We start from the raw sequence: 15009 nt of genomic DNA, 5'->3' as shown, positions 1-15009 counted from the left end.
TCGTGCGCGGACCATCCAACCGTGCTCAGGTGTTACGGCGCGGGTAGCCCTGGGACAGGATGCGCTGCCAGACCAGTTCCTTCTGCTCGGCCGGCATCGACACCCAGTGCGCCACCTCGGCCACGGTACGGCCGCAGCCGCGGCAGACGTCGTCGAAGGTGGTCGAACAGACGGCGACGCAGGGCGTGTCGGGACGTTGCGGCAGGGGTTGCGGCAGGGGTTGCGGCAGGGGTTGCGGCGGCGCGGCCGCCGGATCAGCGGGCCGGTCCGACATCGAGCTTGTCCCAGCCTTCGTGACCGAGCTGTTCCATGGTCTCGATATTCTTTTCGAAGATCTCGGCGGCGTCGGGGAAGGCTTCCACGGCACGTTCGATGCTCTCCTCGCGCAGGATCTGCAGGATCGGATAAGGCGCGCGGTTGGTGAAATTTTCGATGTCGTTCTTGTCGGTATCGGCGAACTGGTATTCCGGGTGGAAGCTGGCCACCTGCAGCTCGCCGTCGAGGTGCATGTCCTCGACCGCGGCGTCGGCCACATCGAGAAACTCGTTGTAGTCAAGGAAATCGTCGAGCACGAAAGGATGGATCAGCAGCGTCGTGTCGACCTTCTCTGCCGGGGTGTCGGACAGGTGCTGCAGCTCGTCCATCAATTGTTCCAGCAGCGCCTCGGGCGTGCGCGCCGGCGAAACGACGTAGCGCACCTGCTCTTTTACATAAACGGCTTTGGCGAAGGGGCACAGGTTCAGGCCGATGACGGCCTTTTCCAGCCAGCGGCGGGTCGCGGCGACGATGGCGTCATCGTCGGCATTCAGGTTGGCAATACTCATAGGACTCTCAGTTGATATGCGGGCGTGCGGAACGGACGCGCAAACCGGATTGTACGCACAGTTTGCGTGCGCTCATAGGTCAAGCATTCGAGGCGGGTAAGTTGAAAACCGAGCGGACAGGATGGCGTAATCCGCTTTTCATTATTAACTCGACAATAAACCGAAATGGATGAGTTGTTTCCTACGGGAATATGTTAATAAGAAGATAGATCATATACACGGGGCCAGTATCCGCTTTTATAACCGCTTTTCTCCTATGGATATCTTGACGGCGAGGCGCATACCCCCTCCAAGTGTTATCAAAAATGTTTCAAGTTAGCAAAAAGAATAGGCAAGAAATTTTGTAAGCACGCGAGATTACTGCTTGACTGTCTTGTTGAGCCCTCCTTACACTGCCCCCTTATCGTCTGTCCTTTCGTTCCTGGACGCAACATACTGGAAAGCTATGTACGACATGACCCGCACTACCTCTATTGCTGCCGCGCTGGTGCTTTTGCTCTCGGCTCCCCTCGCCCATGCCATCGACAATGCCCCGGTCAACGCGCTGCCAGGCGCCGCCGTCACGCGTTCCGCCGCAGCCACTTTCCCGGCCGGCGCCGCATCGCTGAAAGTCGACGAATACAAGGAAACCGACGTCTGGGGCCGTATCCGCAGCGGCTACGCGATTCCCGACCTCAGCAACAACCTGGTCGAGCGCCATGCCAAATCGTATAGCCTGAAGCCGGAGTACATGGCACGCATCTCGGGCCGCGCCTCTCCTTACCTGTACCACGTGGTGCAGGAACTGGAAAAGCGCGGCATGCCGACCGAACTGGCGCTGCTGCCGATCATCGAATCGGCCTTTAACCCGCAAGCGCTGTCGACCGCGAACGCCGCCGGCATCTGGCAGTTCGTGCCCGGCACCGGCAAGGATTTCAACCTCAAGCAGAACACCTTCAAGGACGAGCGCCGCGGCGTGCTGGCCTCGACCGATGCCGCCCTGACCTACCTGCAGCGCCTGTACACCATGTTCGGCGACTGGCAGCTGGCCCTGGCTGCCTATAACTGGGGCGAAGGCAATGTCCAGAAGGCAATCAAGAAGAACCAGGCGCTTGGCAAGCCCACCGATTTCGAAAGCCTGGCCGACCTGATGCCGGCCGAAACGCGCAATTACGTGCCCAAGCTGCAGGCGGTCAAGAACATCGTCGGCAACCCGAGCCAGTACAACGTCGTGCTGCCGGTAATCGACAACCAGCCTTATTTCACCGCGGTCGACAAGACCAGCGACATCGACCTGGCCATTGCCGCCCAGTTGGCGGAAATGTCGGTCGACGAATTCAAGGCCCTGAACCCGCAGTTCAAGCGCCCGGTCATCACCGGCGACGACCGCACCAAGATCCTGCTGCCGCAAAAGAACGCCGAGAAATTCCACCTGAACCTGGCGCAATGGGGCCAGGCGCTGTCGACCTGGACGACGCACCGCATCACGGGCGCCAAGGAAAGCATCGCCTCGCTGGCATCGAAGTTCGGCACCACGCCGGAAGTCATCCGCCAGGCCAACAACATCCCGGCGCAAACCCGCCTGAAGGCCGGTTCGACCATCCTGGTGCCGAAGACCTCGGCCTCGATGCACTCGGACATCGCCGACAACATCGTCGACAGCGCCGTCATGGCGCTGGAAGCCGATCGCGGCGAGAAGCGCGGCAGCGCACGCACCCAGCGCTTCAAGGCCAAGTCCACGGCCGCTTCCAAATCGCGCGTTTCGCGTAACACGGACAGCCGCCGCAAGCACCGTTAAGCGCTACCCGGCCGGAACCTGTGCGTTCCGGCTGCGCTCCCTCTCTTCCTATCGACGCCCGATTTGCGCCGCGCGGCCCCTGCGTTTGCGCTAGCTCAAATCGGGCGGCCTGTGCAAGCATTCCCAAACTAGGGTATAGTGTCGTTTGTGCGCTGCAATAAAACGATCTCTCGTCCCTCCAGCGCACTAAAAAAGTAACAACAAGCAGCATCGCAGCCAGGCCAGCCGTTCCAGGCAGCCTCCCATAAAGCCCTCCCGCCCTGCGTGTCGATCGTTTGACACCGTCCCGGCGCAAAGCTTTTGTGCCGAAATTTCTTTCATTTCTGAGTCATTTCGTTCTGTTGGTTCGCGTTGCTCGTTCTCGTACATTCTGCGTTCGCTCATACCGACGAGCGCCGATCACTACCGAAAGAAAAGCACACAATGAGTTTTGAAGCACTAGGCCTTCACGCCACGATCGTCAAAGCAGTCACCGAAGCAGGCTATACCGTCCCAACCCCGGTGCAGGCGCAAGCCGTGCCGGCAGCCATCGGCGGGCGCGACCTGCTGGTATCCTCGCAAACCGGTTCGGGCAAGACCGCAGCCTTCATGCTGCCTGCCCTGCACAAGCTGGTGAGCGCCGAACCTGCGCCGGCCCCGGCACGCACCCCTGCGCAAGAAGCGCAGTCGGCCCGTGCACGCGGCGAGCGCGTCCGCTTCACCGCGGCCAAGCCGAAGATGCTGGTACTGACCCCGACCCGCGAACTGGCCCTGCAGGTCACCACCGCGACCGAAAAATACGGCAGCTACATGCGCCGCATCCGCGCCGTGTCGATCCTGGGCGGCATGCCTTACCCGAAGCAGATGCAACTGCTGTCGAAGAATCCTGAAATCCTGGTCGCGACTCCGGGCCGCCTGATCGACCACATGGAGTCGGGCAAGATCGACTTCTCGGAACTGCAGATCCTGGTGCTGGACGAAGCCGACCGCATGCTGGACATGGGCTTCATCGACGACATCGAAAAGATCGTCGCCGCGACGCCTGCCGACCGCCAGACGATGCTGTTCTCGGCCACGCTCGACGGCGTCGTCGGCAGCATGGCGCGCCGCATCACCAAGGATCCGATGGTGATCCAGATCGCCAGCAGCAGCAATCGCCACGAGAACATCGCGCAGCGCGTGCACTTCGTCGACGACCTGTCGCACAAGAACCGCCTGCTCGATCACCTGCTGCGCGACGAGTCGATGGATCAGGCCGTTGTGTTCACCGCTACCAAGCGTGACGCCGACACCATCGCCGACCGCCTGAACATCGCCGGCTTCGCAGCCGCCGCGCTGCACGGCGACATGCACCAGGGCGCGCGCAACCGCACCCTGGACAGCCTGCGCCGCGGCCAGGTGCGCGTGCTGGTGGCGACCGACGTCGCCGCCCGCGGCATCGACGTGCCGAACATCACCCACGTCGTGAACTACGACCTGCCGAAGTTCCCCGAGGACTACGTGCACCGTATCGGCCGTACGGGCCGCGCCGGCCGCAACGGTCTGGCGATCTCGCTGGTGAATCATGCCGAAAACATGAACATCAAGCGCATCGAGCGTTTCACCAAGCAGCTGATTCCAGCGACCGTGGTGGAAGGTTTCGAGCCGAAGCGTTCGGCGCCGGCCGCGCGTACCAGCACCCGTCCGGGCGGCTGGAAGCCGGGCGACGGCCGCAATGCCGCCAAGCCGGGCCAGCGCAGCTTCAGCAAGCCGGGTGCACCGCGCGAAGGCGGTTACAACCGTGATGCCGCGCCGCGCGGCCCAAGCAGCGGCGCACCGCGCCGCGAAGGCAGCGGCGGCGGTTACCGCGGCAGCAACCCGCACCCGCGCTCGTTCGACGGCGCACGCCGTACCTTCGGCGACAACTGATCTTTGGATCGGTGAATGAATGACGGCTGCTTCGGCAGCCGTTTTTTTTCGTCTGCCGCCGCGTATCGGGTTCACGCCGGCGCGAACGTCCGGCGCACCGCATCCGGATCGCTGGCCGACGTATAATCGCGCTCCCGTCCAGCTTCCTTCTATTACCGATGCACCGCCAGCGCATCCTCATCGTCAGCCCCGCCGCCGCCCGCGACAACAACGGCAACTGGCAGACCGCCAGCCGCTGGGCGCGCTTCCTGCGCGCCCGGCACGAGGTCGCGGTCGCGGGCGGCTGGACGGCGGGCGACCCCGTGCCCGACCTCCTGATCGCCCTGCACGCACGCCGCTCGGCGCCGGCGCTGGCCGCCTGGCAGGCGGCGCATCCGGAGCGCCCTTCCGTGCTGGTGCTGACCGGCACCGACCTGTATCGCGACATCGAGACATCGAGCAAGGCGCGTGCTTCGCTCGACACGGCGAGCGCCCTGGTCGTGCTGCAGGAGGCGGGACTGCAGCGCCTGGCGCCGCAGCTGCGGGCGAAAACGCGGATCATCCATCAGTCGGCGCCGGCGCTGCGCCAGGCGCCGCCCGCGCCAAACCCTCGCCACATCGACGTCTGCATGATCGGCCACCTGCGGCCCGAGAAGGATCCCCTCGCCTTCATGCGCGCCGCCGCGCTGGTGACCTACCCGCGCCTGCGCCTGCTGCACATCGGCGGCGCCCTCGATCCGGCGCTGCTGGAGGCCGCCCAGGCCACCGCTGCGGCAACGCCGCGCTACCGCTGGCTGGGGCCGCTGCCGCACGCGCGCACGCGCCAGCGCCTGAAACGCTGCCGCGCGATGGTGATCGCCTCGCACATGGAAGGCGGCGCCAACGTCATCATCGAGGCCGTCACCAGCGGCGTGCCGGTGCTGGCCTCGCGCATCGACGGCAACGTCGGCATGCTCGGCGCGGACTATGCCGGCTTCTTCCCGCCCGGCGACGCCGCCGCACTGGCAAGCCTCATCGACCGCTGCGCTGCCGACCCGGATTTTGACGCCCTGCTGCGCCGCCAGTGCGCCGCGCGCGCCCCGCTGTTCGCCCCGGCGGCCGAACGAGCGGCGCTGGCCGACTTGGTGGATAATCTGCTGCCCGCCACCCGGGCAGCCTGACCCCTTAAAGTAAAGAATGGAATCGAACATGACCGCGCCTGACCAGACCATCAAACTGACTTCCTTTTCGCACGGCGGCGGCTGCGGCTGCAAGATCGCGCCCGGCGTGCTGGCCGAAATCCTCAAGAAGTCGAGCGGCTTTCCGGTGCCGCCCCAGCTGATGGTCGGCATCGAGACCGCCGACGACGCCGCGGTCTACAAGCTCAACGACGAGCAGGCGCTGATCGCCACCACCGATTTCTTCATGCCCATCGTCGACGACCCTTTCGACTTCGGCCGCATCGCTGCCACCAACGCCATCTCCGACGTCTACGCCATGGGCGGCACGCCGATCATGGCGCTGGCCCTGGTCGGCATGCCGATCAATAAACTGCCGCTCGAGACCATCGGCGAGATCATCCGCGGCGGCGAGTCGGTTTGCGCGGAAGCCGGCATCCCGATCGCCGGCGGCCACACCATCGATTCGGTCGAGCCGATCTACGGCCTGGTGGTCATGGGCCTGGTGCACCCGGATCGCGTCAAGCGCAACGCCGACGCCAAAGCCGGCGACGTCCTCATCCTGGGTAAACCGCTGGGCGTGGGCGTGCTGTCGGCCGCACTCAAGAAAGACGTGCTTGGGCCGGAAGGCTACGCGGCCATGATCGCCAATACGACCAAGCTGAACAAGCCGGGCCAGGCGCTGGCGGCGATGGAAGGCGTACATGCGCTGACCGACGTCACCGGGTTCGGCCTGCTCGGCCACCTGCTGGAACTGGCGCGCGGCGCGCAGCTGAGCGCCGAACTCGACATGGCCGACATTCCCCTGCTGCCGGGCGTGCTGCAGCTGGCCCAGGACGGCTTCTTCACCGGCGCCTCCGGGCGTAACTGGGATGCCTACGGCAAGGATATCGTGCTGTCGGAGACGGTGACGCCAGCCCAGCAAGCCCTGCTGACCGACCCGCAAACCTCGGGCGGCCTGCTCGTGTCCTGCGACATCGCGGTGGCCGATGCCGTGCTGGCCCTGTTCGCGCGTGAAGGCTTCGGCGATGCCAAAGTCATCGGCCGCATGACGGAAGGCGCGCCGCGCGTCCTCGTCAAGGCCTGATAGCCTCTCCCAGAATAAATGCGACGCGGCAACAAAACGTTGCCATGTCAACACTTATATTTTTTATGGGAATGGCAACTCCTTGTTTTTTTGAGAATTGTCGGTTGTATAATCAGCGCGCCGGCGCAGACCGGCCTCGATTTTTATCATAACGCCCAGAGACAATGCCCACGCTACAAGCCGCTACGGTGGCGCTCGACCCTATTCCGCCGATTCGCTGGAACACCCGCCTCGCCAACGCCCTGCTCGGCAGTGACAGCCTGCAACGCCTGACCCTGGCGCTGCTCGGGCTTGCCGCCCTGGTCACGGCGACTGTCGTGGTCTTGCTGGGCTATGCCGCCAGTATCGGCGTGGCCGACGTGCGCCAGGTCGGCATCCTGACGCTCCTGTTCTTCGTCTTCATCAGCGGCTTCTATGGCGTCATCCGCAGCGGCCTGAACCAACGTTTCGCCGACCCGACGCTGGCCATGCCGCAAACCGTCATGGCCCAGACCCTGATCGCGGCGGCCTACGCCATGACGGGGCCGGTGCACGGCGCGACCGTAATCATGCTCTCGCTGGTGATGGTGTTCGGCATGTTCAGCCTGCGGCCGGCCGCGGTGCGCCTGGCCTGTATCTACACGGTCACGCTGATGGGCGTCGTCATGTACTGGTGCGCCACGCACCAGCCGGAACTCTATCCTGCGCGCCAGGAAGTCTTCAATTTCGCGCTGACGGCGATCGTGATGCTGGCCATATCCCAGCTCTCCGGCCAACTGTCGGACATGCGCACCCGCCTCAAGACGCAGAAGATCGCGCTGGAAGGGGCGCTCGCCCACATCAAGGAAATGGCCGCGCGCGACGAGCTGACCGGCCTGCCGAACCGGCGCCGCATGATGACCCTGCTGCAGGAACACGCGACGCGGCGCGCCAGAGGCGGCCCGCGCTTTTTCGTCTGCATCATCGACCTGGATCACTTCAAGAACATCAACGACACCTACGGCCATGCCGCGGGCGACGCCGTGCTGCGCGCCTTTGCCACGCAGGCCCAGGTCGTGCTGCGCACCACCGACATGATCGGACGCTGGGGCGGCGAGGAATTCCTGCTGCTGCTGCCGGAAAGCGCACCCGGCGACCCGACCCTGGGCGTGGCGCGCCTGCGCGAAAGCCTGGCCAAGATGCCGGCCAGTCCGGCGCTGCTCGAGCTGCGCATACGTTTCTCGGCCGGCTTCGCCCGCTATGAGGAAGGCGAACCGATCGACCAGGCGATCGAACGCGCCGACCGCGCCCTGTACGCGGCAAAATCCGCAGGGCGCAATCGCAGCGTCGTGCTCTGAACCAGATAGACCGGTTTAGCCCTGGTCGGGATGGGAGGATGCCCGCTCGGATTTGAAATGCGGGCCTGGTGGAGGATGGGCGCCGCGCCGGACGACCGCCGGCCTGCGCAACTGGTGCAACTGGCGCCCCAGCAGGATCAATCCTGCCAGTAGCGCGAAAAATGCCAGCATGACCGGCAACTGTAAACCCAGGAATACGCCACCTTCCATGACACCTCCCGTTCTCTCGTGAATTGCCCAGCGTCATGCCGGCGCAAGAGGGTACTGTGCCATGTGCCTGCTTGAAGGAAATTGTGCTATCTCAAAATGAGGCGGCCTCAGGCGGCGGTCGTCAGCGGCGTGTGTGCAGCCGGCTTGCCGCGCCCGACCCGTTCGTATTCGGCGATCACCTGGGCGCCGAAGAGCAGCAGCGTGGCCCCGATCTCGAGGCTGAACATGACGACGATGGCGGTCGTCATCGAACCGTAGACCACGTTCACCTGGGACAACGTGGAGAAATACCATACCAGCACGTGGCGTGCGATTTCCCACAGCAGCGCCGCCGTCACCCCGCCCACCAGCGCATGCGAGAGCGACAGGCGCCCCACCGGCATCACCAGGTAGATCGAGGTCAGCACCAGAATTTCGCCGCCCAGCCCCATCAGGTAAAGGAGCGCACCCGACACCCCGCCCAGCGACCAGTCGGCGCCGAACAGGTGCACGCTTTCCTTGCCCATCACCTGCAGCGTGCCGGCCACCAGGGTCACCAGCAGCACGCCCGCCCCCAGCGCCAGCATGTAGCAGTAAGGCAGCACCGCCGACACCAGGAAATGGCGCCGCCGCACCGCGACCCGGTGGATGAAGATCACGCTCATTGCATTTTCCAGCACCGTGAAGGCAAAGGAGCTGAAGAACAGCATCGTCACCCCCAGCACCCAGGTGATCAGGTCGCGGTTGTCGAGGAAGTTCGCCACCTCCGCCACGATCGAGGGCGACTGTCCCGGCACCAATAATTCCAGGTAGCGGCGCAGGGTTTCGAGCAGTTCGGCTTGGTCGATGAAGTGCGAAAGCACCACCACCACCAGCATCAGGAAGGGCACGATCGAGAGCAGTGCGTAATAGGCGACGGCACCGGCCAGCAGCAGGCCCTGGTTGGCGCGAAAGCCCTTCAGCACGCTCAGCGTGAAGGCGAGCGGGTGCGAAAAAATATAGGCGTTGGCGCGCCGGTTCAGGATCCGGACGCGCATGCTGCGCAGCCGCAGGCGGCGCAGGCGCAATGGGCCCGGCCGCGTCATCGCGCCAGCCTGATGCCGGTGAACTGCCAGCGGGCGCCGGACGGGAAGAAGTTGCGGTAGCTGGCGCGCGCGTGCCCGGCCGGTGTAGCGCAGGACGAGCCGCGCAGGACGTACTGGTTGACCATGAACTTGCCGTTGTATTCGCCGATCGCGCCGGGCGCCGGAGCGTAGCCCGGATAGGGCGCGTAGCTGCTGCTCGTCCATTGCCAGCAGGCGCCGAACATTTGCGCCAGGCCTGCATCACCAGGTGTCGCCACGGCGGCGCCCGGATGCAGGCGCCCTGTCTCGAGGCCGGCCAGGCGCGCGGCGAATTCCCATTCGGCCTCAGTCGGCAGGCGCGCCCCGGCCCAGCGCGCATAGGCGTCCGCCTCGTACAGCGACACGTGGGTGACCGGGCGCGCCGGATCGAGCGGCAATTCGCCGTGCAGGGTGAATTCGTGCCAGGCGCCGTCGTCCTGGCGGCGCCAGTAGAGGGGAGCCGCCAGCTCGCCCGATTGCACCTTGTCCCAGCCTTCGGCCAGCCAGAGCGCGGCATCGCGGTAGCCGCCGGCCTCGATGAAGGCAAGGTATTCGCCATTCGTCACCAGGCGCGAGGCCAGCGCGAAAGGCGCGACATAGCTGCGGTGGCGCGGCAGCTCGTTATCGAAACAAAAACCACGCCCGTCGTGCCCGATCTCGACCAGGCCGCCGTCGAAGTCCAGGAAGGCCAGCGGCCGCGGCGGCGCGTCGGGCGCCATGCCCGCGCCGTCGTAGGCGGGCGCGACCGGATTCTGGGCCAGCATGTGCTTGACGTCGGTGAGCATCAGTTCCTGGTGCTGCTGCTCGTGCTGCAGGCCCAGCAGTACGAGCTCGCTCAACGCCGCATCGCCTTCGCCCTCCAGCAGGCGCAGCATGCGCGCATCGACGTCTTCCCGGTAAGCGCGCACCTCGTCCAGCGCCGGCCGCGTCAGCAGGCCGCGCTGGGCGCGCGGGTGCTTGGCGCCGACGCCGTTGTAATAGGAATTGAAGAGCACCCGGAAGGCCTCGTGAAACGGGCGGAAGCCGGCCTCGCGCGCCTCCAGGATGAAGGTCTCGAAGAACCAGGTGGTATGCGCCAGGTGCCATTTGATGGGGCTGGCGTCCGGCATCGACTGGGCGCAGCAATCCTCGGGCGACAGGGGCGAGGCCAGCTGCAGCGATCGTTGACGCACTGCCAGGAAATGATCGCGCAGCATGATTCGCTACCTGTCAGGCGATCGCCTGCGCGTGGATGACGGCGAACGGGCAGCCCGCATCCGTCCACACGCGCGTGGCCTCGAAACCCGACTGCTCGAGCAGGCCGATGGCGTCGGCCTGGCGGTACTTGTAGCTATTCTCGGTATGGATGCGCTCGCCTGCGGCGAAATCGCGCCCACCGCCGGGCCAGCGTACACGCTGGGCGCTGGCCGCCTCCAGGTGCATCTCGACCCGCCCCGCTGCCTCGTTATAGAAGCCGACATGGCGCCACTGGCGCACGTCGAAATCGCTGCCGAGCAGGCGGTTCACGTGGCGCAGCACGTTCAGGTTGAAGGCGGCGGTGACGCCGAGGGCATCGTCGTAGGCGGCGTCGAGGGTGGCCTTGTCCTTGGCCAGGTCGATGCCGATCAGCAGGGCGCCGTCGTCGCCGCAGCTCTTGCGCAGGCGCGTGAGGAAGGCGCGCGCCTCGGGCGGCGTGAAATTGCCGAGCGAGGAGCCGGGATAGAAGAACAGACGTCCCTGCGTGCGCACGCTGTCGGGCAGCTCGAGGCCGCTTGAAAAATCGAGCCCCAGGGCCTGCATGTCGATGTAGGGAAAGCGCAGGCGCAGGCGGGCCAGCGACTCGCTGACGAATTCCGTGGAAATATCGACCGCGATATACTGCGTCGGACGCAGCAGGGGAAACAACGAGGCCGCCTTGGCGCAGTTACCGGCGCCCAGGTCGATCAGCGTGGCGCCGCTGCCGCAGGCATGTGCGATTTCGCGGCCGTGGCGTGCGAAGATGCCGGCTTCGGTGCGGGTCGGATAATACTCGGGCAGCTCGCAGATGGCCTCGAACAGCTTCGACCCCAGCGCGTCGTACAGGAACTTCGGCGAGATCGTCGCCTGGCGCGCTCCCAGGCCGTCGAACAGCTCGGCCGGCACCTGGGCGCCGGCGGCGAACGACTGCGCCGGCCTTTCGGTTGTACATGTCGTGGGCATAAGGTTTATCATTCGTGCCGCCGGAGCGCCCGATGCGCCCTGGCTAGGGAGGAAGTTGCTGTTTTTGCTATCATAGCGGAAGTCCCGATTCCTCTGCGTTTGCCTGCCGCTCAAGCGTGCTCGCCACCGTTCCCCATATTTAAAAGAAGAAAGCCGTCATGTCGCCCAACTCTGTCCTGAAGTCCTTGCTCGCCGCTTCCCTTTCCGCCACGCTGCTGTTCGCCGCCAACGGCGCCGCCGCCCAGAACACGCCGGGCGTGCTGCGTGTCTCGGCCATCCCCGACGAAGCGCCGACCGAACTGCAGCGCAAGTTCAAGCCGCTGGGCGACTACCTGGCCAAGGCGACCGGCCTGAAGGTCGAATTCACGCCCGTGACCGACTACGCCGCCTCGGTTGAAGGCCTGGTCAACCACAAGCTCGACATGGTCTGGTTCGGCGGCTTCACCTTCGTGCAAGCCAACGTGCGCAGCAAGGGCCAGGTGGTGCCGCTGGTGCAGCGCGCCGAAGACCAGAACTTCCAGTCGGTCTTCGTCACCACAGCGCCCGGCATCACCAAGCTGGCCGACCTGCGCGGCAAGACGCTCTCCTTCGGTTCCGAATCGTCGACCTCGGGCCACCTGATGCCGCGCTCGTTCATGCTGGGCGCCGGCCTCAACCCGGACACCGACCTCAAGCGCATCGCCTTCTCCGGCGCCCACGACGCCACGGTGGCGGCAGTTGCCGGCGGCAAGGTCGATGCCGGCGCGCTCAACATCTCGGTCTGGCAGAAGCTGGTCGAATCGGGCAAGGTCGACCCGAAGACGGTGCGCGTGTTCTACACCACGCCCGGCTATGTCGATTACAACTGGTCGGTGCACACGCGCATGGCCCCGGCGCTGCAGAAGAAGATCCGGGACGCCTTCCTGGCGCTGGACGCGTCGACCCCGCAGGGCCGCGAGATCCTGGAACTGCAGCGTGCGACCAAGTTCGTCCCGGCTTCGGCCGAGCACTACCGCGCCATCGAAACGGCGGCGCGCAGCGCCGGCCTGCTGAAGTAATCCGGACAGCGCGGCGATGACCTTCCGGCTCGACAAACTGACCGTGCGCCACCTGAGCGGCACCAGGGCGGCCGCGCTGCGCGAACTCGACCTGGTCGTCAAGCAGGGCGAGCAGCTCGCGCTGATCGGGCCGTCGGGCGCCGGCAAGACCACGCTGCTGGCGACGCTCGCTTGCGCGCACCGGCCGGCCGAGGGCGGTTTCAGCCTGTTCGGGCTCGATCCATGGGCGCTGCCGCAAAAGGACCGGCACGCACTGCGCGCGCGCCTGTTCCTGGCGCCCCAGACGCCGCCGCTGCCGCCGCGCCAGCGCGTGGTCACCAGCGTGCTGGCGGCGCGCCTGCCGGGCTGGAGTCTCGGCAAGGCGCTCGCCTCCCTCTTCAAGCCGGCCGATCCGGACGCAGCCTTCGAGGCGTTGTCGCGCTTCGGCCTGGGCGACAAGCTGTATGCGCGCGTCGACCGCCTTTCGGGCGGCGAACGCCAGCGCTGCAGCCTGGCGCGCCTGCTGTTATCGAGCGCCGAAGCCTTCCTGGTCGACGAGCCGATCTCCGCGCTCGACCCTGCCCTGGCCCGCATCACCCTGGCGACACTGCAAAGCGAAGCGGCCGCGCGCAACGCCACCCTGGTGTGCAGCCTGCACCAGGTCGAGATGGCGCGCGCCCATTTCAGCCGCATCGTCGGCCTGCGCGCCGGCCAGATCGTATTCGACCTGCCACGCGAACGGGTGAGCGACGCCATGATCGCGGCCCTCTACGAAAACGACAGCATCGCCCCGCAGCCGCAGCGGCCGCACGAGCCGCCCGAGCGCATTGCCGTGGGCGCCTGCTTCTGAGGATGGCGGTTCTGTCTTCCTCCCCTCCCCGCCATCCGGATCCGGCCTGGCGCGGCCGCCTGCTGGCGTGCGCGGCGGCGCTCCTCCTGCTCTGGCCGGCGCTCGTCTACAGCGAGTTCAAGCCCTGGCTCCTGTTCGACCTGCAAAGCCTGGCGGCTGCCGGCGGCTTCCTTGCCGATTTTCTCAAGCCCGCCCACTCGATGGAATTCCTGGCGATGGTGCTGCGCGAGACCTGGATCACGGTGGCGATCGCCACCGCCGGCCTGGCGCTGGCGCTGCTGGGCGCGATTCCCGCGACCCTGATCGTGAGCGAGCGCCTGTCGATCTCGCGCCTGGGCACGGGCCGCGTGCGCTGGCCGGCGGCGCTCCTGCGCCAGGGCGTGCGCTGGGTGCTGGTCCTGCTGCGCAGCGTGCCGGAACTGGTGTGGGCGCTGCTGTTCGTGCGCGTGGTCGGCCTCGGGCCCACCGCCGGCGTGCTGGCCATCGCCCTCACCTATTGCGGCATGCTGGCCAAGGTCTACGCCGAGATACTTGAATCGAGCGACGCCCACGCCACCGACGCCCTCATCGCCAACGGCAGCGCGCGCCTGCCGGCGCTGCTCTACGGTGCCCTGCCCGACGCCGCCGCCGAACTGGTCTCCTACACCATCTACCGCTGGGAATGCGCGATCCGCGGCTCCGCGATCATGGGTTTCGTGGGCGCCGGCGGTCTGGGCCAGCGCATGGACGAATCGACCAAGATGATGGCCGGCGGCGAAGTGGCGACCATGCTGCTGATGTTCGTGCTGCTGGTGGCCGCGGCCGACCTGGTCTCGAGCCTGCTGCGCCGGAGGCTCGGATGAACAAACCGCTGCCACAGCAGTTGCCACCCCCGCCGAAGCGCTCCTGGGGCACGCCCCTGTTGCTCCTTGCCCTACTTGCGCTGGTGGTCGCCAGCTTCGCCACGCTGCGCCTGGATCTGGCCGCTTTCTTCACGCGCGAAGCCGTGGCCACCAGCCTCGAATTCCTGGGCGGTTTCGCGCCGCCCGAGACGGCCACGCCCTTCCTCGGGAAAACGCTGAACGCGGCCCTGGAGACGCTGTCGATGTCGGCACTCGGCACCCTGCTGGCCGCCCTGGTCGGCCTGGCGCTGGCGCTGCCGGCGGCTGGCCGCTGGGGCGCGGCCGCGCGCGCCACGGTGCGCGTCGTGCTCAACGTACTGCGCTCGATTCCGGAACTGGTGTGGGCCGCGCTGCTGCTGGTGGCCGCGGGCCTGGGGCCGTTTGCCGGCACGCTGGCGCTGGCCGCGCACACCTCGGGCGTGCTGGGGCGCCTGTTCGCCGACGCGCTGGAAAACGCCGAGCCGGCGCCGGAAGCGGCGCTGCGCACCAACGGCGCACCGGCGCTGGCCGCCTTTTTCTATGCCACGCTGCCGCAGACCCTGCCGCAGATGCTGTCGTACACTCTTTACCGCTGGGAGAACAATATCCGCGCCGCGGCTGTGCTGGGCGTGGTCGGGGCCGGCGGCCTCGGGCAGATGCTGAAATACCACCTGTCGCTGTTCCAGATGCAGAGCGCCGCCACCGTGGTGCTGGCGATGCTGCTGCTGGTTGCCCTGGTCGACGCGATCAGTTTCGCGCTGCGGCGCCTACTTACCCGATGAAGGA

General features: G+C 66.3%; 15 protein-coding genes. 9 read left to right on the top strand and 6 right to left on the bottom strand.

Annotated elements, in window-relative coordinates; genetic code table 11:
• Positions 1–25: 25 nt before the first annotated feature.
• Together ASF77_RS13055 and ASF77_RS13050 are read right to left on the bottom strand one after the other, a co-directional pair.
• Entirely contained in the window at positions 26–274 is a 249-nt protein-coding gene (locus ASF77_RS13055; RefSeq protein WP_229445430.1) for a DUF1289 domain-containing protein, read from the bottom strand.
• A complete protein-coding gene (locus ASF77_RS13050; RefSeq protein ID WP_056339824.1) occupies positions 255–824 on the bottom strand; it encodes a DUF1415 domain-containing protein in 570 nt (189 codons plus the stop codon). Before ASF77_RS13050 ends, ASF77_RS13055 begins: the two co-directional genes overlap by 20 nt.
• A 454-nt stretch (positions 825–1278) precedes the next feature.
• On the opposite strand from ASF77_RS13050, the gene ASF77_RS13045 reads away from it, so the two are divergent.
• From ASF77_RS13045 to ASF77_RS13025, 5 genes are all read left to right on the top strand, one after another.
• Entirely contained in the window at positions 1279–2601 is a 1323-nt protein-coding gene (locus ASF77_RS13045) for a transglycosylase SLT domain-containing protein (RefSeq protein WP_373961866.1), read from the top strand.
• Positions 2602–3024: 423 nt separating this feature from the next.
• Entirely contained in the window at positions 3025–4488 is a 1464-nt protein-coding gene (locus tag ASF77_RS13040) for a DEAD/DEAH box helicase (protein ID WP_056339816.1), read from the top strand.
• A 158-nt stretch (positions 4489–4646) separates the two neighbouring features.
• A complete protein-coding gene (gene senB / locus ASF77_RS13035; protein WP_056339813.1) occupies positions 4647–5627 on the top strand; it encodes a selenoneine biosynthesis selenosugar synthase SenB in 981 nt (326 codons plus the stop codon).
• A gap of 28 nt (positions 5628–5655) precedes the next feature.
• Positions 5656–6711: a selenide, water dikinase SelD gene (selD, locus tag ASF77_RS13030; protein ID WP_082493777.1), complete on the top strand. Its 1056-nt coding sequence runs from the start codon at positions 5656–5658 to the stop codon at positions 6709–6711.
• A 164-nt stretch (positions 6712–6875) separates the two neighbouring features.
• Positions 6876–8027: a GGDEF domain-containing protein gene (locus ASF77_RS13025; protein WP_082493749.1), complete on the top strand. Its 1152-nt coding sequence runs from the start codon at positions 6876–6878 to the stop codon at positions 8025–8027.
• A gap of 15 nt (positions 8028–8042) precedes the next feature.
• Here ASF77_RS13025 and ASF77_RS24310 read toward each other — a convergent pair whose 3' ends face one another.
• From ASF77_RS24310 to egtD, 4 genes are all read right to left on the bottom strand, one after another.
• Complete coding sequence (locus tag ASF77_RS24310; protein WP_156648875.1) at positions 8043–8237, bottom strand: hypothetical protein; 195 nt, start codon at positions 8235–8237, stop codon at positions 8043–8045.
• 107 nt (positions 8238–8344) lie between these two features.
• Positions 8345–9253, bottom strand: a complete 909-nt coding sequence (locus ASF77_RS13020; protein WP_056340414.1) for a YihY/virulence factor BrkB family protein — start codon at positions 9251–9253, stop codon at positions 8345–8347.
• 44 nt (positions 9254–9297) lie between these two features.
• Entirely contained in the window at positions 9298–10515 is a 1218-nt protein-coding gene (egtB, locus tag ASF77_RS13015) for an ergothioneine biosynthesis protein EgtB (RefSeq protein ID WP_056339807.1), read from the bottom strand.
• A gap of 13 nt (positions 10516–10528) precedes the next feature.
• Positions 10529–11497 (bottom strand): L-histidine N(alpha)-methyltransferase, encoded by a 969-nt coding sequence (egtD, locus tag ASF77_RS13010; RefSeq protein ID WP_229445428.1) that lies wholly within the window; start codon positions 11495–11497, stop codon positions 10529–10531.
• Between the two features lie 158 nt (positions 11498–11655).
• Here egtD and ASF77_RS13005 point away from each other — a divergent pair, with 158 nt between their 5' ends.
• The 4 genes from ASF77_RS13005 to phnE are packed head-to-tail and all read left to right on the top strand — an operon-like array spanning position 11656 to position 15005.
• Entirely contained in the window at positions 11656–12534 is an 879-nt protein-coding gene (locus tag ASF77_RS13005; protein ID WP_056339804.1) for a putative selenate ABC transporter substrate-binding protein, read from the top strand.
• 16 nt (positions 12535–12550) lie between these two features.
• Positions 12551–13363 (top strand): phosphonate ABC transporter ATP-binding protein, encoded by an 813-nt coding sequence (locus ASF77_RS13000; protein WP_056339801.1) that lies wholly within the window; start codon positions 12551–12553, stop codon positions 13361–13363.
• Positions 13364–13365: 2 nt separating this feature from the next.
• Complete coding sequence (locus ASF77_RS12995; RefSeq protein ID WP_056339798.1) at positions 13366–14205, top strand: ABC transporter permease; 840 nt, start codon at positions 13366–13368, stop codon at positions 14203–14205.
• Positions 14202–15005: a phosphonate ABC transporter, permease protein PhnE gene (gene phnE, locus ASF77_RS12990; protein WP_056339795.1), complete on the top strand. Its 804-nt coding sequence runs from the start codon at positions 14202–14204 to the stop codon at positions 15003–15005. The genes ASF77_RS12995 and phnE overlap by 4 nt, the downstream gene beginning before the upstream one ends.
• Positions 15006–15009 lie beyond the last annotated feature (4 nt).

The sequence above is a fragment of the Massilia sp. Leaf139 genome (assembly GCF_001424165.1).
Classification (GTDB): Bacteria; Pseudomonadota; Gammaproteobacteria; order Burkholderiales; family Burkholderiaceae_D; genus Telluria.
Note: the sequence above shows the minus strand (reverse complement) of the source record. Positions and strands in the feature narration are given on the sequence as shown.

Excerpts from the sequence above, each read along its gene's own strand:
- ASF77_RS13025 (WP_082493749.1), top strand. The coding sequence starts at position 6,876 with ATGCCCACGCTACAAGCCGCTACGGTGGCGCTCGACCCTATTCCGCCG.
- ASF77_RS24310 (WP_156648875.1), bottom strand. The coding sequence starts at position 8,237 with ATGGAAGGTGGCGTATTCCTGGGTTTACAGTTGCCGGTCATGCTGGCA.
- ASF77_RS13055 (WP_229445430.1), bottom strand. The coding sequence starts at position 274 with ATGTCGGACCGGCCCGCTGATCCGGCGGCCGCGCCGCCGCAACCCCTG.
- ASF77_RS13005 (WP_056339804.1), top strand. The coding sequence starts at position 11,656 with ATGTCGCCCAACTCTGTCCTGAAGTCCTTGCTCGCCGCTTCCCTTTCC.
- phnE (WP_056339795.1), top strand. The coding sequence starts at position 14,202 with ATGAACAAACCGCTGCCACAGCAGTTGCCACCCCCGCCGAAGCGCTCC.
- ASF77_RS13045 (WP_373961866.1), top strand. The coding sequence starts at position 1,279 with ATGACCCGCACTACCTCTATTGCTGCCGCGCTGGTGCTTTTGCTCTCG.
- senB (WP_056339813.1), top strand. The coding sequence starts at position 4,647 with ATGCACCGCCAGCGCATCCTCATCGTCAGCCCCGCCGCCGCCCGCGAC.
- ASF77_RS13000 (WP_056339801.1), top strand. The coding sequence starts at position 12,551 with ATGACCTTCCGGCTCGACAAACTGACCGTGCGCCACCTGAGCGGCACC.
- egtB (WP_056339807.1), bottom strand. The coding sequence starts at position 10,515 with ATGCTGCGCGATCATTTCCTGGCAGTGCGTCAACGATCGCTGCAGCTG.
- ASF77_RS12995 (WP_056339798.1), top strand. The coding sequence starts at position 13,366 with ATGGCGGTTCTGTCTTCCTCCCCTCCCCGCCATCCGGATCCGGCCTGG.
- egtD (WP_229445428.1), bottom strand. The coding sequence starts at position 11,497 with ATGCCCACGACATGTACAACCGAAAGGCCGGCGCAGTCGTTCGCCGCC.
- ASF77_RS13050 (WP_056339824.1), bottom strand. The coding sequence starts at position 824 with ATGAGTATTGCCAACCTGAATGCCGACGATGACGCCATCGTCGCCGCG.
- selD (WP_082493777.1), top strand. The coding sequence starts at position 5,656 with ATGACCGCGCCTGACCAGACCATCAAACTGACTTCCTTTTCGCACGGC.
- ASF77_RS13040 (WP_056339816.1), top strand. The coding sequence starts at position 3,025 with ATGAGTTTTGAAGCACTAGGCCTTCACGCCACGATCGTCAAAGCAGTC.
- ASF77_RS13020 (WP_056340414.1), bottom strand. The coding sequence starts at position 9,253 with ATGCGCGTCCGGATCCTGAACCGGCGCGCCAACGCCTATATTTTTTCG.